Source organism: Nocardia sp. NRRL S-836 (genome assembly GCF_001279525.1).
Taxonomy (GTDB): Bacteria; Actinomycetota; Actinomycetes; order Mycobacteriales; family Pseudonocardiaceae; genus Lentzea.
In genome coordinates this window covers 107,015-124,251 of record NZ_LGDY01000125.1, presented here as the reverse complement: position 1 = coordinate 124,251, position 17,237 = coordinate 107,015, and the positions used below count along the sequence as shown (strand labels likewise).

The following is a 17,237-nucleotide window of genomic DNA, read 5'->3' as shown; positions in this document are numbered from 1 at the left end:
ACCCGGCCGCGGACACCGACCGACCTGTTCACGGCGGCCGCTGCGATGGCCTTCACCGTTCGGGTGCGCGGGTGCACGTAGTGCAGTGATCGCGCGGCGAAGTCGAGGCCACCGTGGTCGAGTGCTTCGGCCAGCAGCTCGTCGGCGCCGCCGGCGACGTTGCGGTCGTGCAGCTGCAACGCGATCTGGGCCACCACCTCCCACTGCGCGATGTTGGGGCCCAGCGCGGACCACAGGTCCTTCGCCGTGCGGTGGCTGCGCACCAGGTGCTCGGCGGCGAAGTACTCCAGGAAGGTCCGGTGCGTGAAGCCGAACTGCGGTTCGAACCTGGTCGCGCCGACATCGGTGAGGATCCAGGCGCGTCCGGTGCAGAACTCGAGGAACTCCTCGGCGGTCGCGGTGGACTCGTCGTGGTCGTCGAGGATGCTCTCCAGGTAGCTCGTCAGCGTCTGCACGATCGTGGTCCGAGACTGGGCCTGGCCGGGCTCGGGCGCGGTGAACACCTTCCAGGCGAGGTGCTGCACGGCGCCACGCAGTCGTCCGTGGAAGTTCATGGGCAACGGGATGCCGCGTTTGGCGTCCCACTGCTCGAACAGCATCAGCGCGCAGCGTTCGTAGACCTGCGCGAGGTTGCGCGGCAGGTAGCGGTCGCTGGAGTACATGGCGCACAACAGGGTGAGCAGCAGCGGGTTGCTCCGCAGGTCCGGGATCTGGCTGCTGTCCTCCATGAACGAGGTCACGAGCCGCTGCCGTTCGGCGGGTGAGGTGGCTTCGTCCAGCACGAACCACCGTTCGACGTACGCCTTCACCTCCTGCTCGCCGAAGTCGAGGATGCGCGCCGTGGTGAACAGCTCGTCCGGCAGCGGTGCCTCGCCGTATCCGATCCGCCGTGCGGTGACGAGGATCGGGACCAGGGGGTAGGTGTGCGCGAACCCCTCGACCAGCTTCACGACGCGGCGGCGCAGCTCGGTCCGCACCACCTCGTCCAAGCCGTCGAGGACCACGACGGCACGCCCGCTGCGCAGCAGGTAGTCGACGGCGTCCTGCGGCGGCTTGGTGTTGTAAGGCGCCTGGCACAACATCTCCAGGTAGTGCACGAGATCGCGGCCACCCTCGTCGAACGTGGCGGTGAACTCCCGCAGCACCAGCAGGAACGGCACCCGTCCCGACCCGTCGGACGCGATGTCGTGCGCGAACTTGGCCGCGAAGGTGGACTTGCCGGCGCCGGGGTCACCCAGGACCACCCGGCGGTCTCCCGGAGCGCCGAACGGGCCGGGATGGGTCCGGATCGACGGCCGCACGTAGAGCTCCTCGTACCGCACCGCCCGGCTGACCCCGATGTGCGGCAACCTGATCCTGCTGTGCAGCGCGACGACCTGGCTGCGCATCCGGGCGGCGAAGTCGTGGCACTCGGTCAACGACTCCAGCTGGGCCAGCACGCGGCTCGCGCCCGTCGCGGAGACCGCCACGTCGTTCGGGAGGATGCGAGCGCTCGGCCGGTGGAAGAGCCAGAGCGCCTCGCGGCAGGCCGCGTCGAGCACCTCCCGGACGACCCCCACGGTCCGCGTCCGCAGGTGCTCGGGCAGCCCTGCCAGCCGGAGCCCTTCCCGCAGCTGGCGCGTGACGGCCTCCGTCGCCGTCGGACGGACCCTGAGCTGGGCGATCAGCACCGCGAAGTCCGGCGACCGCAGGTACTCCAGCAGGGTGCCGGCCTCGTGGCCCAGTTCGTCCAGCAGCTGTTCGGTCGCCGCTCTGGAGATCCCGCTGCAGCGGATCCGCGGATTGACCTCGAGGCTCGGAGCCAGCTGTCTGCTGACGTTGACGACAATGCGGCTGATCGTCGACTCGACGCTGGGCACCCAGGTCTCCGTTCCCGTACGTGGACTCAGTCCAGCTGGAATAGCACACCGGACAGCACGCGACGGGGCACAACGCCGTTTTCGTTTGCGGTAAAACAAAGACAATAAGTGGACACGGGGTCGCCCGCCCGGCCTCCTCCGCGCACGGTCCACGCCAACGACGTCGCTGACGGCACCGCGATCGGCTCGCGCAGGAGGCCGGACCGGCTCAGTTCTTCAAGCGGGACAACACGTCCGGCAGATCGTCGCTGTGCACGACCCCCAGCCGCTGCGTCGCACGGGTCAGCGCCACGTACAGGTCCGAAGCCCCCCGGGGCGACTCCGCCAGGATGCCCGACGGGTCCACCACGACCACGGAGTCGAACTCCAGGCCCTTGGCGTCGGTCACCCCCAGCACCACGACCTGCGCGTCCTCCAGCTCGCCCGTGGACGAGCTCGGCACGCCGTCCACGACCGCCGCGCCCACCGACGGCAGCAGCGCGGCCGGCACGATCACCGCCACCTTGCCGTCACCGACGGCCGCGACCTCGGCGGCGATCAGCGCGGGCACCTCGGCGGCGTAGGAGGCGACGGTCGAAACCCACGGCGGCACACCGGTTTCGCGCACGGAGGCGGGTGGGACCAGGGACGGGTCGACCGACGCCAGCACGTCCGCGGCCACCTCCATGATCTCGGCCGGGGTGCGGTAGTTGACGGTGAGCTCGGTGAGCCGCCAGCGGTTCTGCACGTACGGCGAGAGGACGGTGTCCCACGAGGTCGCGCCGCCGATGTCGCCGGTCTGCGCGATGTCGCCGACCACCGTCATGGACTTGCTGGGGCAGCGGCGCATCAGCGTGCGCCACGCCATCGCCGACAGCTCCTGGGCCTCGTCGACGATGATGTGGCCGAAGGTCCACGTGCGGTCGGCCGCGGCGCGTTCCGCGGCGGTCTCGTAGCGGTCGACGCCGTGGCGTTCGGCCAGGCGGTAGGCGTCCATCAGGTCGGTGGCCATCAGGATGTCGGGGTCGGCGTCGTCCTCCAGGTCGAGGATGTCCAGCACGCCCTGGGCGTACTCGATGGCCTGGCGGCGCTGGCGTTCGGCGCGGGCCTTGGCCTCGGTGTCGTCCTCGCCGAGCAGCTCCGCGGCCTCGTCCAGCAACGGCACGTCCGCCGGGGTCCAGTCGTCGGAGGTGCGCTGCAGCAGGTCGCGTTCCTCGCGGGTGAACTTCGCCATGGCGCGGTTGCGGCGCTTGGGGTTCGCGTAGAGCTCGGAGAGCAGCGTGAACGGGGTCAGCACCGGCCACAGGGACGCGATCGCGGCCTGGACCTCGTCGGACTCGCGCAGCTCGCGGCGGATGTCGTCCAGGTCCGCCTTGTCGAGCAGGTGGCCGCCCAGCCGGGACGCCACCAGGCCGGCCAGCGTCGAGATGATCTCGCGCGCGAACGTGCGGCGGGCCTCGTTGTGCGGGCGGCGGGTGCGGCGGGCCCGGCCGCGGGCGTCGGAGATCGCGCGGCGGTCCAGGCGCAGCACGTCGTTGTCGAACCGGATGTCGCAGAACTGCGGGGCTTCCTGGCGGTCGCGGATCGCGGCGGCGATCACGTCGGCCATCTGGACGCGGCCCTTCAGCGCCGCGACCTCGGGTGCCTCGCGGCCGGTGGCGGTCAGGCCGGGGAAGAGCTCGCCGACGGTCGAGAGCAGCACGCCGGTCTCGCCCAGCGAGGGCAGGACCTGGCTGATGTAGCGCAGGAACGTGGTGTTCGGGCCGACCACGAGCACGCCGCGTTTGGCGAGCTGGCGGCGGTGCGTGTACAGCAGGTACGCGGCGCGGTGCAGGGCCACGGCGGTCTTGCCGGTGCCGGGTCCGCCCTGCACGACGACGACGCCGTTCAGCTCGGACCGGATGATGATGTCCTGCTCGGCCTGGATCGTGGCGACGATGTCGCTCATCTGGCCGGTGCGGGAGGCGTTCAGCGCGGCCAGCAGGGTCGCCTCGCCGGTCAGTCCCTCGTTGCGGGACGGCTCGGCCGAGTTGATGTCGAGGACCTCGTCGTCGAGACCGATGACCTTGCGGGAGCGCGTGCGCAGGTGCCGGCGGCGGCGCACGCCGTCGGGGGAGGCGGCGGTCGCGAGGTAGAACGGGCGGGCCGCGGGGGCGCGCCAGTCCATCAGCAGCGGCTCGTATTCCTTGTCCTCGTCGAAGAGACCGATTCGGCCGATGTAGAAGCGGTCGCCGTTGTGGAAATCGAGCCGGCCGAACGCGAGGCCGTTCTCCACCGCGCTGTACTGGGCCAGCTGATCTGTGTACATCGCGACGGAGGTGTCCCGCTCGGACCGCATCTGGTGGGTGCCGCCGGTTTGTCGCAACGATTGTGCGAGTCGTTTCGACGTCTGTTCACGGAGGTCGTCGAGCCGGCCGTACAACATGGCCACGTATTCCTGCTCCGGCTCCATTTCGGCCAACCGGAGGTCATCGGAGGGGCTTGACAACGTGCCTCATTTCTCGATACCGTGCGATGTCAGGTTTTATCCTGCGTCGCTCATTCCTGCCCGCGCCATCTAGTGCCGTGCGCAGACTGGCTAATCTACACGCATATCAGCGTGGTGCAGGTAGGCCTTCCGCAGCAGTGTGGTCAGCGCGACCCGCTCGGTCTCGGTCAACGGCGCCAGCAGCTCCTCCTCCGACGCCCGCGCCGCCTCCATGCGCTCGCGCAACGCCTCCCGGCCCGGCCCGGTGATCGACACGGTGAACCGCCGCCGGTCCCGCTCGTCACGCCTGCGCTGCGCGAACCCGTGGCGCTCCAGGTCGTCGAGCACCGACACCAGGTCGCTGGGGTCCATCCGCACCTGCTCGCTGATCCGCTTCTGCGCCACGGCCTCCTGCTCGGCCAGGCACGCCAGCACCGTCACGTGCGGCCCGCGCAGGCCGCCCCGGCTCAGCCGCCGCGCCTCGCGCACCAGCTGCAGCATCAGGTAGCTGGGCAGCCGCAGAAGCTGATCGATGCTCATCAACTCAGCATAGGAAAGATCTGTCACACGATCGTGGATAGCGCTGCGTGGTCGACACCCCCGGACGAGGGCCGCACGGGTGAGCATCGGGGTGACGTTTCTCCACAAACCACCGGAAAGCGGCAAGGTGGGGGTATGACGCGCGCGGAGATCGTCCGGCTCGCCCGGTGTGTGGTGCGCCGGCCCCGGTGGCAGCTCGCACTCGCGGTGCTGCTGTCGGCGTGGCTGCTCGCCTGGGTGCTGGCCCAGCTCACCGAGCACCCGCCGACACCGCTCGGCCTGCTCGCCTGGACGGGCATCCCCCTCGACGCGGCCACGGACTGGGCGCGCGACCGGGCCGACGTGCTCGCCTGGCTCGCGACGATCGGCGGTCTGAGCTGGGCCGCGACCACCGAGCAGGGGCAGCTGCCCGCCCTGGCCGGCTGGTTCGCGGTGCTCGTCGCGGGCGAGGCGGCCGGGTACGAGCACGCGGTGCAACGGGCGATGCTCAGCATGGTCGCGTTCCTGCTGGTCCTCGCGGCCGTCTCGCTCACCGGCCGGCGCGCGTTCGTCGTCGACCGCGTCGCCGTCATGCCGCGGGACGTGCTGCGGGCCGGCGTCACCGCCGCCGTGCTGACCGCCGTCGTGCCGCTGATCGCGCCCGGCCTCGCGCTGACCCGCCTCGTGCGGCCCTACGTGACGAAACCGCCGCGGCCGCTGAGGTCGGTTGAGGCGCCCCTGCTGCGGGAAACCGGGTGACGTGAGTGACCACCTGCCGCCCCCGGCGCCGCCGCGCAGTGCTCTGACGCTGCGGCTGTGGCTCGCCGGGTTCGGTCTGGTCTTCAACTCGGTCGCGGGCTGGCTGGCCCTGCGCGCCGACCTCGGCTGGCTCGGTGTCCTGCTCCTGCTGCTCGCCGTCGTCTGCCTGGTGGACTTCGGCTGGGTGCTGCGCCGCAAACGCCGCGGGGAGCCCGGCTGAAAACTGCCGGGAAACTGTGCTTGGGTCTACCCGGTCGTATGGATAAAGATGTCGGAGTGCATGAAGACCCGGCCAGGGGCAGGTTGGCCAGGGTGATGCGTCGGCAGCCGGTGCAACAGCGTGGTGCGGCTACTGTCTCCGCGATCCTGGACGCTTGTGCGAGCCTGCTGAACGAATACGACTACGACGACATCACCACGGCGCGCATCGTCGATGTGGCCGGAGTGCCCATCGGTTCTTTCTACCAGTACTTCCCGGACAAACGATCCGTGGTGCACGCTCTCGCGTTGCGCGGCATGGAGGCATATCTGCGCGAGGTCGAGGAGCTGTTCGCCGGCGACCTCATCGCGGACACGTGGCGCGGGGCGATGACGCAGATCGTCAGCGTGTACCTGCGGATGCTCGCGGAGCTGCCCGGTTTCGGCCGGGTGCGGTTCGGCGACATGCTGGACAGCCACCGGCTCGACTCCAGCGTCGACCAGTACGAGCTGATGGCCGAACGGCTCGCCGAGCTGTTCGTCAACCGCTTCGGCGCGCACGGCGACGCCCCGGTCATGCTGACCTTCCGCATCGCCGTGCAGACCGCGGACGCGTTGTTCAAGCTCGCCGAACGGGTCGACGAGGACGACCGCGCGTACGTGGTCGGCACGGCGAACGAGCTGCTCACCGACGTGCTCGGGAGCGTGCTGGAGCCTCAGAGCCCGTAGGCCTCCAGCATCCGCAGCCACACCTCGCTGATCGTCGGGTACGCGGGCACCGCGTGCCACAGGCGGTCCACGGTCACCTCGCCGACGATCGCGACGGTGGCGGAGTGCAGCAGCTCGGCCACGTCCTGGCCGACGAACGTGACGCCGACCAGCGTCCGCGTGCGTTCGTCGACCACCATCCGCGTCTTGCCGTGGTAGCCGTCCGCGTGCAACGACGACCCGGCCACCGCGATGTCGAGGTCCACGACCTTGACCTCGCGCCCGGCGGCCCGCGCCTCCTCCGCGGTGTGCCCGACGAACGCCACCTCGGGGTCGGTGAACACGACCTGCGGCACCGCCACGTGGTCGGCGCTGGCCTGACCGGCCGACCACGGCTTCGGCTCGCCGCCGCGGGAACGCTCCAGGATCGCCGACCCGACCGCGCGGGCCTGGTACTTGCCCTGGTGGGTGAGCAGCGCCCGCCCGGTGACGTCACCGGCCGCGTACAGCCACTGACCGTCCACACCGGACACCAGGCCGGTGTCGTCGGTGCTCAGCGGCTTGCCGTCCTTCGTCGCCGGGATCCGCCCGGTCGCGACGAGGATCTCCGCCCCCGTGACCACCCGGCCGTCCTGCAACGTCAGCGCACCCGGCGCGACGGCGGCGGCACGGGCGTTCAGCAGCACCTCGACGCCGTCGGCCTGCAGGCCTTCCACGACCAGCGGCCCGACGAAGTCCTCCAGCCGCGGCAACGGCCGGTCACCCGACACCACCAGCGTGACCTTCGACCCGAGCCGGGCCCACGCCTGCGCCATCTCGACACCGACCACGCCACCGCCGAGCACCACGAGCGACTCGGGCACCGTGCGCGCCGACGTCGCCTCGCGGGAGGTCCACACCGGAGTGTCGGCGATGCCGTCCAGCGGCGGCATCTTCGGCACGCTGCCGGTGCACACGACCACCGCGACCCGCGCCCGGTGCACCTCGCCGCCGACGGTGACCTCGCGTTCGCCGGTCACCTCGCCCTCGCCGCGCAGGACGTGGATGCCGACCGACTCGGCCCACTTCACCTGGCCCGCGTCGTCCCAGTCGGACGTGAACTCGGTGCGCCTGGCCAGCACCGCCTCCGGGTCGAGGTGGCCGCCGACCACGCCCTTGACGCGCTGGGCGGCGGCGAGAGCGTGACCGGAGCGCAGCAACGCCTTGGACGGCATGCACGCCCAGTACGAGCACTCGCCGCCGACCAGCTCCTTCTCGACCATGGCGGTGGACAGGCCTCCCGCGGCCGTCCGCCACGCCACGTTCTCACCTACGGGGCCACCACCGATGACGATGACGTCGAAATCCATGGCCGCCAGACTAGGCCCGAACTACGTGAGCCACACGAGGCAGAAGGTGTGCCCCACCGGGTCGGTGTAGACGCGGTAGGTGTCGTCGTTGTCGCGTGAGAGGAGCTTGGCGCCGAGGGCGAGCACCTTCTCCTCCGCCTCCTCGACGTCCTCGACCAGCACGTCGAGGTGGAACTGCTGCGAGCCGTGCGGATCGGGGAACACCGGCGGCACGTACTCGGGCGCCCGCTGGAACGCGAGCCGGACACCGCTCGCGACGACCACGACCCAGTTCGGGTCGCTGCCGTCGGCGACGCGGTCGCCCCCGAGCAGCTGCTCGTAGAACGACGCCAGCTCGGAGGGGTCGGGGCAGTCGACGACCACGGAACGAAGTTGACCGATCATGCTCCCCACCCTCTACCGGGAGGCGGGCAGCCGCAACGCCTGCTTGGCGATCGGGTCGAGCGCCGGGTCGCCCGCACCGCCGGACCACACGACGAACGCGAGCTGCACGTGGCTGCCCTTCATGCCGCTCGCGAACGCCGCGTTGGCCAGCGGGGTGCCGTCGGGCCCGTTGACGCCGCCGGAGCCGGGTGCCGCGACGATCGCGTGGAACGCCTTCGCGCTCGGGCCGTCGAGCACGTCGAGGTCCGCGACCAGCACCGTGGCCTTGCGGGTGCTGACGGTCGTCTCGTAGGTGGCGCGCAGGATCTGGCCGCACTCGTTCGCGACCAGCCACGCCTTCACGTCGCCGAACGCCTGTGCAGCGCAGTCCTTGTCCTTCTTGGTGTCTTTCGGCACGAACGTCGTGCCGTCCACGACCACCGTCGTCGGTCCCGGCGGCGGTGTCTCCGTCGCACCGACCTGCGCGTCACCGCCGGGCAGCGCGACGACCAGCCACCCGAGCAGGACCAGCACCAGCAGGCCGGCGGCCGCGAGGTAGGGCCAGCGCAGCCGCGCCCAGTTGTGCGGCAAACGTTTGCCCACCGGCGGACGTGCGTTGATCTTCGGGATCAGCATGGTGCTGGCCGAGGCCAGGTCGGGGGAGACGGCGTCGGTGAAGCCCTCGCTCAGCAGCAGCGCGGCGTCCGGCGGCGTGCCGGTGGTCTGCAGGACGGCGAGCAGCTTCGCCGCGTGCTCGGCCGAGCACGGCACCGCCGACGTCGCGAGCTCGCGGGCGGCGGTGAGCAAAGTGGACGGTTTGGGGTGCAGCACCCGCACGCCGCGGTTGAGGTCGGCGGAGGGCTGCACGACCTGGCTCACGAACGGGCCGACCGCGACGACCGTGCTCACCGGCAGCGGTTCCGCGCGCATCGCCTGCAGCCGCTGCGCCACCGCGGTCGCCGCCGCCACCGCCTCGGTCGCGGGGTTCGGCGAGCCGTCCTGGCTGACCAGCGGCCACCCGTCGATCGACCACGGCCCGCCGAGCGGGGCCTCCAGCTTCACGGCCGGGTCGGGCAGGTCCACGCCGACGATCACCAGCACGCCCTTGGGCAGCACGACGACCGCGTCCAGCGGCAGCGGGCAGTCGGGCGGCTGCACGCCGGTCAGCGCCACCCCGCCGAGCACCTCCGTGCCCGCGCCGCACGCAGTGAGGGCAGCACGGACGTCCGCCCCGATGGCCGAGGGTTCAGCGCCCAGACGGATCAACCGCACGAGTCCCCACCTTTCCGCACGGGGGCACACGGTAGCGCTCCGGGGGCGGCCGGAAGGAATCGAACGCCACTCCCAGCAGTCGAGACGTTGCGCGACCGCGTCACCTGAAAGTGGATCACTCGTTGGACGGATTGTCTGTCCAAGCTCACGGAGGGTCCATGTACGGACACGCCGTGGTGCTCGTGGCCGCCGCATCCCCCTGTCGCGGCGGCCGCGACCACCACCACCTCAGCGGCGCGGACCACCGGCGGCCCGGTGGTCCGCGGCGCGGCGCCCGGCGCGAAGGGCGTTGCCGATCAAGGTCCTCACCAGCTCCTGTGGGCCGTCCGGCGGCGGGGCTTTCGGCCCCGGGCGGGTCACGGCCGAGCCGCGGCGCGGTACGGCACCACCGGGTCGTCGGCCCGCACACCTCCTCTTCCAACAGGGCACCGGCCTCGTCGGCGTCGTCGCCGCGATAAACGCGTTGTAGATCACGATCAGGCATCACTCGGCCGCTGAGATCGGGACTTTAGACCTGTATCTGCCCCGGTCGGGTGATGATCGAGCTGGTTCTTATGGCGGACATGCCTCAAGTCGAGGCAGAATGCAGCGAACGGGTTTCACGGTGATCACCTCACTCGGCAAAGGCGTAGGGGAAGACGTCCCTCGTCGAGTAGCGGAGGTCAGCAGTGAGCACCCGTGGCAGCACCAGTGGCGTGGTCTACGTCCACTCGTCGCCGTCTGCGGTCTGTCCGCACGTCGAGTGGGCGATCTCGGGCACCCTTGGCGAACGAGTGGACCTCAGGTGGGCAGCGCAACCCGCGGCACCAGGCCAGTTGCGCGCTGAATGCGCATGGGCCGGAGATGCCGGCACCGGCGCCAAACTCGTGGCTGCGCTGCGCGCGTGGCCGATGCTCCGTTTCGAGGTGACCGAGGAACCGTCCCCAGGACAGGACGGCGAGCGGTTCTGCTTCGCGCCCGTGCTGGGGCTGTGGCACGCGCGCACCTCCGCCAACGGCGACATCGTCGTCAACGAGGACCAGCTGCGCGCACTCGCGGCACGCTCCCGCGGCGGTGAGTCCTTCGCGCACGGCGTCGACGAGCTCCTCGGCGCGGCGTGGGACGACGCGCTGGAGCCGTTCCGCCGCGCGGGCGACGGCGCGCCGGTCACCTGGCTGCACCGCGTCGGATGAGTCCTGAGTGGACCCCGCTACCGGTTGGGCAGCGGGGTTTCCTCGTGGTGCGTGGGATCCCAGGCCAGCATCAGCCGGCCGTAGGTCGGTGAGGTCTTCAGCAGCTGCTCGTGGGTGCCCAGAAGTGGTGCGCCACCGTCCATGACCAGCACCCGGTTGGCCCTCAAAGCCGAGCTCAGCCGGTGTGCGATGACCACCAGGACGCCTTGTCGTGCCGCGAACGCGCGCTCGACCCGTGCCTCGGCCGCCGGGTCCAGGTGCGAGGTCGCCTCGTCGAGGATGACCACCGCGGCGGCCGAGACGTGGACCCGTGCGAGTGCGAGGAGCTGCGCCTCACCGGCGGAAAGCCCTTCGCCCGCGTGGCCCAGCCGTGCGTCCAGGCCACCCAGCCGGTCCAGAAGTGGTTTGGCCCCAACGCTTTTCACCGCGGCGACCAGCTCGTCATCGGTCGCCTGCGGTGCCAGCAGGGCGAGGTTCTCCCTGACCGTCCCGGTGAACAGGTAGGTCTCCTGCGGGATCAACGCGATCGCGTGGTGCCGGATCGCCGGGACCACCCGGTCGACCGGAACGCCACCGAACAGCACCTCGCCGTGCCCCGGCGGCATCAGACCGGTGAGCAGACCGGCCACTGTGGACTTGCCGATGCCGGACGGTCCGACGACGGCCAGGTGGTCGCCCGGCACGACGCGCAGGTCCAGGTCCCTGACCACGGGCTCGGCGTCCGGGCTCCAGCCGAACGTGACGTCCTTCAGCGTGAACTCGCAGTTCGAGGGGATCTCCGTGCCGTCGGCTCGGGTTCGCTGCGGCGCGGCCTCCTGCAGTCGTTTGAGGGCGACCATCAGCCGCATGACCACCGTGCTGGTGGTGCGGGCCAGGCCGTGCAACGCCGGGTTCACGCTGTTGGTCAGGTAGATGACGGCGGCGAGCACCGCGCCCGTGGTGAGCTCGCCGGAGCGGACCAGCGGCGGTGCGAACGCCACCAGCAGCACGATCGGCGCGAAGCCACCCACCGCGATCACCGTGGCACGCAACGCGTTCGCCCACGCCACGGTGATCGTCGCCGCGGCCTGCTGGTCGACCTGCGCGCGGATGTCCTCGAACGCCTCGCGTTCGGCGCGGCACGCGGCCACGTCGCGCAGCCCGGTCAGCACGCCACCGGTGGCCTCGGCGGTGCGCTCGTCGGCCATGACCGCGTTGCGCTGCCGCTTCGCCAGCGACGGCAGCATGAGCCCGAACAGCACGAGCGCCACGACGATCGGGAGGACGACCAGCCACGTGAGCGCGGCCGCGGTCGTGGCGAGCCCGACGAGCGCGGCGACCGTGGTGACCAGCAGCGCGCGGGCCTGCACCAGCACACCGGCGGTGGCGTCGCGGACCACCTCGACGTGCCGGGTGATCATCGCGACGGCGCTGGCGTCCGGGGTGCGCCGGTGCGTGTCCGTGGTCAGCACGCCCCTGACGACCTGCGTGACCAGGGCGTCGCGCATGGGTTCGACGACGTCGCCGAGCCGGGCGAACACCTGGCGCTGGCCGAGCGCCCCGGCCACGGCCAGAGCGGCGAACGCGAGCAGCCAGAGCAGGCCGGCCACCGGACGGCCGGCCGCGAAGCCCCGGTCGACGGCGGTGCCGACGAGCTTGCCGCCGAAGAACGCCGGAATGCCCTCCAGCGCGGACCAGGCGAGCAGGACCAGCACGCCGCGGCGGTGCCCGGCCAGCGTGGAGAGGTAGAAGCGCATCACTCGCCCCCGGTGAACACGGCGCGGTAGTCCTCGTCGTTCCACAGCTCGCGGTGGGTGCCGGTCGCGCGCACCCGGCCGTTCTCCAGCCACACCACCAGGTCCGCGCGCGCGGCCGTGGCCGGCCGGTGCGTCACCACGACACGGGTGCGGCCGGGCAGTGCGGTGGTCAGCGCGGTGTCCACCCTGGCCTCGGTGACCGTGTCCAGACTGGCGGTGGCGTCGTCGAGCACCAGCACCTCGGGATCGCGCACGATCGCGCGCGCCAGGCCTATTCGCTGCGCCTCACCGCCGGAGAGCGGGGTGTCGGCGACCGGTGTCTCGTAGCCCCGGGGCAACCGGATCAGCACGTCGTGGACCTGCGCGGCGACGGCGGCGTCGCGGATCCGGGCGTCGTCGGCGTCCGTTCCGTAGCCGATGGAACGGCCGATCGTCGCGCCCAGCAGCACCGGCCGTTCGAAGGCGTACCCGACGTCACCGGACCGCCGCACCTCACCGGAGTCCACTGCGGACAGTCCGCCGAGCACCGCGGCCAGCACCGACTTGCCCGCGCCGGAGCTGCCCACGACCGCGCAGAACGCACCGGCCGGGACGACGAGGTCGACGTCGTGGAGCGCGCCGTCGACGCTGACGGCGCGCAGTTCGAGGGCCCCGGCCACGGGAGGCCGGGCGCGGGGGCGTTGCGGTGGCGCGGTGTCGAGCACCTCGGCGATCCGACCGGCGGAGGCGCGGGTGCGTTCCAGGACCGTGAGCTGGGTGATCTGGCCGACGATCCCCATGCCCAGCGCGGCGTAACCGAGGGCGGCGAGCACGTCACCGGTGCTCAGCCTGCCCTGCAGCACCCCGAAACCGGCGGCCGCGAGCACCGCGACCTCCACGGCGGGCAGCAGCAGACCGGCCCGCCACATCATCTTCGCCTGGGTGCGCCACATCCCGGCGCCGGCCGCGGCGAGCCGGGGGAGCGGCTGCAGCACGCGGGCCGTCTCGCGGTCGGCGATACCCGCGGCGGAGATCGTGCGCAGGCCGGACACGGAGTCGAGCAGCCGGGCCGAGACCTCGCCGGAGACCTCCTGGTAGGTCAGCACGTCGTCGGCGGTGAGGCGCATGTGCGTGCGGATCAGCAACGCGGCGACGGGGGCGCTGACCAGGAAGACCACCGCGAGCCGCCAGTCCAGCAACGCCAGTGCGACGACCGAACCTGCCGAGGACACGACGGTGACGACCAGACCGGTGAACGTGACGGCGACGCTGCCCGCGTTGCCGCAGTCCCCGGTGACGCGGCTGACGGCGTCCCCGTGGGCGAACGGCGCGGGATGACCGAGCGTGAGGAGGTGCTCCGACAGCCGCCGGCGCAACCACGCGGTCCCGCGGGCGGTGATGCTGGCGGCGAGCACGATGCCGATCGCGTCACCGAGGATCTCGACGGCCGCGAGCACCAGCAGGAACAGGATCGTGGCCGGCACGAGCTCGCCGCCGAGCGCCATGTCCACGGCACGGGCCAGCGCGGTCGGCAGCAGCAGACCGGCGGCGGTGGTGACCGCGGCGTTGAGCAGCAGCAGCCACGGCCGGTAGTCGCGCTTGACGGTGGAGAACAGCAGAGCGTCACCGGGTTTGGTCATCGCTGTTCCTCCGGGAGGTGATCAGGGCGCATCATGAGCGAGGGCCCGACAGCTGGCCGGCTGCCGGGCCCTGCAGGTGGCGGGTGAGCGGCATACTTCGCCTATGCCGCTCACCGGCCGGAGTGGATCAGTTGTGACGCAGCTCAGCAGGCCAGCAGGCTGACGGTGCTGTGCGAGCAGGGGAGCAGCAGCGAGGCGTTGGACGCGGTCGTGGAGCCGCCGCCACCGCCGCTGGAGCCGCCGGCCAGCACGTTCGCCGGCGCCTCGGGGGTCTCGAGGTCCTGCATGTCGAGGATGAAGCCCATGACGGTCTCCTTGCTCAGAGGGATCTTGCTGGATTACTGCTACCGGTCCGCGAGGACCGGGGTCTGGGTCCTCCCCAGGAAGGGGAGGGGTGCGCGGCCGTCCACAGTGGACGCGATGGCGAGCAGGACGCCCGCACCGCCGGTGGTGAGGTCCATCGACAGCCGGCGCAGCTGCACGCCGGGGAACGCGAGCCCGCCGCCGAAGCGCACGGCGTGCCAGCCCAGTGCCCGCAGGTGCCGCCGGATCGACCGGTCGTACCGCTCGTCCGGCGCGTGCCGGACGGCGTGGGCGAGGGTGGCCAGCTGACCGGCCCTGCCCAGCGTCAGCGCGGGCTGGATCACGAACTCGCTGGTGCAGGCGTCGAGCAGCCCGGGGAGCTGCTCGACGCACGGCCGTTCCGGCGCGATCGCGGCGAACTCGGTGAGCACGAGCGCGATGCCCGCACCGCCGATGCCGACGTAGGGCAGCGACCGGAAGTTGCCGTCCCGCACCTGCACCGAGCCGTCCAGCGCGATCATGGTCTCGGCCAGGTCGCGTTCCAGCGCCTGTTCGGCGAGCCGGAGCCAGCGGCGTTCGGTGGTGCGCTCGAACAGCCGCAGGAAGAACAGCGCGGGACCCGACCAGCCGTGCAGCAGTCCCGCCTTCGCCTTGCCACCGGGGCCCGGCGCGTCGGCGAGCTGTCGTGCGAGCCGCTCGGCCAGCTCCTCCGCCCGCACGGCGAAACCGTCGTCCTGACGGGTGTCCGCGAAGTGCAGCAGGTTGAGCCCGACACCGGACAGGCCGGCGCTCAGCCCGTGGTCCTTCGTGGTCGCGACGAGCGGCGCGTAGCTCTCGACCAGGTCGGTCGCGAGGTCGTGGTGGCCGAAGTTCTCCAGCACGTGGGCGATGCCGTGCGCGCCGACGTAGAAGCCGGGCTGCTTCGGGGGTTCCCGCCGGACCGACCTGATCAGCCAGTCCTCGTGCTCGGGGTAACGGCCCTCGCCGCTCACGTCGAGCGCGTGCAGCACACCCGCCGCGCCGTAGGCGAAGCACGCGCCGCCGACCTCGAACTGCTCGATGTCGCCGGGGAAGAGCCGGTCGGTCCGGTTCGGGGTCGCGCTCTGCAGCACGGCGGTGGCGATCTCCTTGCGCACCACCGTCCAGTCCGGTTCCGCGTCGTCGAACGCGGTGAACGCCGGCTCCGACGGCGGGTCGACCCGCGGCCGCAGCACGTCGACGATGCCCTGGCAGTACTCGTCGCTCAGCCCGAAGCGGTCCTTGACCACCCGCACGTGCTGGTCGAGCTTCGCCGGGGAGAGCTCCAGCACCGCGTTGAGCGGCAGGAAGATCCACAGCTTGAGCGCGGCCAGCGGGTAGGCGTCGATGTCGAAGCCCTCGCGGTCGTTCGGTGCCTGGAAGCCGGGAGCGCCCAGCGTCGGCCGGTGCACGTCCTCGATCGTCGACGACAGCTCGAAGTCGATCAGCGAGACCTCGTCGTCCTCGTCCACCAGGATGTTCATCGTGTGCAGGTCGCCGAAGACGACGCCGCGCTCGTGCACCCGCGCCATCAGCGCCTCGACCCTGCCGACCAGCGCGAGGGCCCGGTCGCGGTAGGCGGTGACCTTCTCGTCGCCGGCTTCCTTGTGCGTCAACGGGTAGTTCATCCCGAGCCACTGCCCGAGGGACCGGCCCGGCATGAACTCCATGGCGACGAACAGGTGCTCCCACTCGGTGAAGCGGTCGTACACCGCGGGCACGCCCTCGACGCCGGCGAGCCGGGTGAGGACCTGGTGCTCGAGCTCCAGCCGTGCCACCGCGTCGCGTCCCTCGCGGTCGAGCCCGGCGTGTGGCCGCGCCTCCTTGAGCACGACCTCCCTGCCGTCGCTCTTGCGGGTCGCGAGGTAGACGCCGCCACCGTTGGAGAAGTGCAGCGAGCTCTTGATCTGGTACGGGAACCGCTGCGGGTCACCGGCGTTGCGCTCCGCGAGGTGCGGCGCCAGGAACTCCGGCAGCTCCACCCACTCCGGCAGGCTGAAGACCGGCTTGCGCTGGTCGGCCACGAGCTCGCCGTCCGGCCCCTCGATCGCGAGCACCTGCTGCCCGTCGACCTCGAGCCACTGCTCGGAGAACCCGCCGTAGCGCACGTACAGCGGGCCCTTGCCGTAGCGCAGGTCGCTGAGGATGTACGCGCCGTGCTGGCCGTCGAGCACCGCGGCGAGCTCGGACAGCACCTGCTCCAGCTGCTCCGTGCTCGTCGGGTAGATCGTGACCAGCTTGCCGCTGCCCTCCCGGGGCGCGTACTTGGAGTTGCGCGCCAGCACGATCGAGACGGTCTGCAGGTACTTGAAGGGGATCTTCCGTTCGACGCAGTAGTCGAAGGTGGTCTTCAGCACCGCGCTCGCGTTGTCCAGGCCGGCCGAGACGTGGATCTTCCAGCCCTGCTTCGGCAACTGCACGCCGTGCGGGTGCAGGTGCCGCCACACGTTGCGTTCCGCCTGCACCCAGCCGTCCGGCAGAGGCGGCAGCTCGTGGGAGAAGTCATCACCGGGGAGGCCGCTTTCGGTGCTGCTCTGCAGATCGTAGAACCGTCGATCCGCGAAGCAGAACGCCTCGTATCTGAGGTCCACCGAATTACCTCCCTCGCTGTTTCGCATTTTGTTTACGCCGCATATTCCCGCACATTCGCGCAGCGATGGCCAATCCGCCATTCGAGGCATATGGGTGGGCCGTTCGAGACCGAAAGACCGGTGGTTACCGGCGCGTATGCGACTCTGGGTGAAGAGGTTTGGGACCACATCACCCGGTTGAGAGGTTTGCTGAGTGGCGAGTCAATGACGGTCAGATCGACCGCCGCTAAACGAAACGAGATCGTTCCTCAAATCGCAGACCGCTGATCTGCACTATTCCAGATGAACGGCGACGTATAGTTAGGGGTGGGCAACGGTCGGGCAC

The 17,237-nt window shown here is 71.1% G+C and carries 13 protein-coding genes and 1 pseudogene; 4 read left to right on the top strand and 10 right to left on the bottom strand.

Features of this window, described 5'->3' with window-relative positions; translation table 11 throughout:
* Positions 1-794 precede the first annotated feature (794 nt).
* The 3 genes and pseudogenes from ADL03_RS49945 to ADL03_RS34125 form a co-directional block, all read right to left on the bottom strand.
* A pseudogene (locus ADL03_RS49945) lies at positions 795-1,388 on the bottom strand (NACHT domain-containing NTPase); the annotation flags it as partial.
* Between the two features lie 679 nt (positions 1,389-2,067).
* Positions 2,068-4,263, bottom strand: a complete 2,196-nt coding sequence (locus tag ADL03_RS34130; protein ID WP_231642632.1) for an AAA family ATPase — start codon at positions 4,261-4,263, stop codon at positions 2,068-2,070.
* A gap of 153 nt (positions 4,264-4,416) precedes the next feature.
* The gene (locus ADL03_RS34125) at positions 4,417-4,845 is read right to left on the bottom strand and encodes a MarR family winged helix-turn-helix transcriptional regulator (protein WP_053737724.1); all 429 of its coding nucleotides are present in this window, start codon (positions 4,843-4,845) and stop codon (positions 4,417-4,419) included.
* Between the two features lie 135 nt (positions 4,846-4,980).
* On the opposite strand from ADL03_RS34125, the gene ADL03_RS34120 reads away from it, so the two are divergent.
* The 3 genes from ADL03_RS34120 (at position 4,981) to ADL03_RS34110 (ending at position 6,510) form a co-directional block, all read left to right on the top strand.
* Complete coding sequence (locus ADL03_RS34120; protein WP_053737723.1) at positions 4,981-5,583, top strand: hypothetical protein; 603 nt, start codon at positions 4,981-4,983, stop codon at positions 5,581-5,583.
* 1 nt (position 5,584) lies between these two features.
* A complete protein-coding gene (locus ADL03_RS34115; RefSeq protein ID WP_053737722.1) occupies positions 5,585-5,803 on the top strand; it encodes a DUF6343 family protein in 219 nt (72 codons plus the stop codon).
* A gap of 95 nt (positions 5,804-5,898) precedes the next feature.
* On the top strand, positions 5,899-6,510 hold the full coding sequence (locus ADL03_RS34110; RefSeq protein WP_053737721.1) for a TetR/AcrR family transcriptional regulator: 612 nt from the start codon (positions 5,899-5,901) through the stop codon (positions 6,508-6,510).
* Here the strand turns inward: ADL03_RS34110 and ADL03_RS34105 are convergent.
* From ADL03_RS34105 to ADL03_RS34095, 3 genes are read right to left on the bottom strand one after another with little or no spacing between them, the layout of a single operon-like run.
* Complete coding sequence (locus ADL03_RS34105) at positions 6,498-7,838, bottom strand: NAD(P)/FAD-dependent oxidoreductase (RefSeq protein ID WP_053737720.1); 1,341 nt, start codon at positions 7,836-7,838, stop codon at positions 6,498-6,500. The genes ADL03_RS34110 and ADL03_RS34105 overlap by 13 nt on opposite strands.
* A 21-nt stretch (positions 7,839-7,859) precedes the next feature.
* The gene (locus ADL03_RS34100; RefSeq protein ID WP_053737719.1) at positions 7,860-8,222 is read right to left on the bottom strand and encodes a VOC family protein; all 363 of its coding nucleotides are present in this window, start codon (positions 8,220-8,222) and stop codon (positions 7,860-7,862) included.
* A gap of 12 nt (positions 8,223-8,234) precedes the next feature.
* A complete protein-coding gene (locus ADL03_RS34095; protein WP_053737718.1) occupies positions 8,235-9,473 on the bottom strand; it encodes a hypothetical protein in 1,239 nt (412 codons plus the stop codon).
* A 668-nt stretch (positions 9,474-10,141) separates the two neighbouring features.
* On the opposite strand from ADL03_RS34095, the gene ADL03_RS34090 reads away from it, so the two are divergent.
* Positions 10,142-10,645 carry a DUF3145 domain-containing protein gene (locus ADL03_RS34090; RefSeq protein WP_157529558.1) on the top strand — a complete coding sequence of 168 codons (504 nt, stop codon included), beginning with the start codon at positions 10,142-10,144 and terminating at the stop codon, positions 10,643-10,645.
* A 17-nt stretch (positions 10,646-10,662) separates the two neighbouring features.
* Here the strand turns inward: ADL03_RS34090 and ADL03_RS34085 are convergent, their stop codons facing one another.
* From ADL03_RS34085 to lanKC, 4 genes are all read right to left on the bottom strand, one after another.
* Positions 10,663-12,381, bottom strand: coding sequence for an ABC transporter ATP-binding protein (locus ADL03_RS34085; protein ID WP_053737717.1), 1,719 nt, complete (start codon positions 12,379-12,381; stop codon positions 10,663-10,665).
* Positions 12,381-14,000: an ABC transporter ATP-binding protein gene (locus tag ADL03_RS34080; RefSeq protein WP_053737716.1), complete on the bottom strand. Its 1,620-nt coding sequence runs from the start codon at positions 13,998-14,000 to the stop codon at positions 12,381-12,383. Before ADL03_RS34080 ends, ADL03_RS34085 begins: the two co-directional genes overlap by 1 nt.
* A 143-nt stretch (positions 14,001-14,143) precedes the next feature.
* Positions 14,144-14,305 (bottom strand): SapB/AmfS family lanthipeptide, encoded by a 162-nt coding sequence (locus ADL03_RS47625; protein WP_157529557.1) that lies wholly within the window; start codon positions 14,303-14,305, stop codon positions 14,144-14,146.
* Between the two features lie 39 nt (positions 14,306-14,344).
* Positions 14,345-16,912 (bottom strand): class III lanthionine synthetase LanKC, encoded by a 2,568-nt coding sequence (lanKC, locus tag ADL03_RS34075; RefSeq protein ID WP_053737715.1) that lies wholly within the window; start codon positions 16,910-16,912, stop codon positions 14,345-14,347.
* Positions 16,913-17,237: the final 325 nt, after the last annotated feature.

Coding starts and splice junctions, on each gene's coding strand:
- ADL03_RS34080 (WP_053737716.1), bottom strand. CDS start 14,000: ATGACCAAACCCGGTGACGCTCTGCTGTTCTCCACCGTCAAGCGCGAC.
- ADL03_RS34125 (WP_053737724.1), bottom strand. CDS start 4,845: ATGAGCATCGATCAGCTTCTGCGGCTGCCCAGCTACCTGATGCTGCAG.
- ADL03_RS34120 (WP_053737723.1), top strand. CDS start 4,981: ATGACGCGCGCGGAGATCGTCCGGCTCGCCCGGTGTGTGGTGCGCCGG.
- ADL03_RS34100 (WP_053737719.1), bottom strand. CDS start 8,222: ATGATCGGTCAACTTCGTTCCGTGGTCGTCGACTGCCCCGACCCCTCC.
- ADL03_RS34110 (WP_053737721.1), top strand. CDS start 5,899: ATGCGTCGGCAGCCGGTGCAACAGCGTGGTGCGGCTACTGTCTCCGCG.
- ADL03_RS34105 (WP_053737720.1), bottom strand. CDS start 7,838: ATGGATTTCGACGTCATCGTCATCGGTGGTGGCCCCGTAGGTGAGAAC.
- ADL03_RS34085 (WP_053737717.1), bottom strand. CDS start 12,381: ATGCGCTTCTACCTCTCCACGCTGGCCGGGCACCGCCGCGGCGTGCTG.
- ADL03_RS47625 (WP_157529557.1), bottom strand. CDS start 14,305: ATGGGCTTCATCCTCGACATGCAGGACCTCGAGACCCCCGAGGCGCCG.
- ADL03_RS34130 (WP_231642632.1), bottom strand. CDS start 4,263: ATGTTGTACGGCCGGCTCGACGACCTCCGTGAACAGACGTCGAAACGA.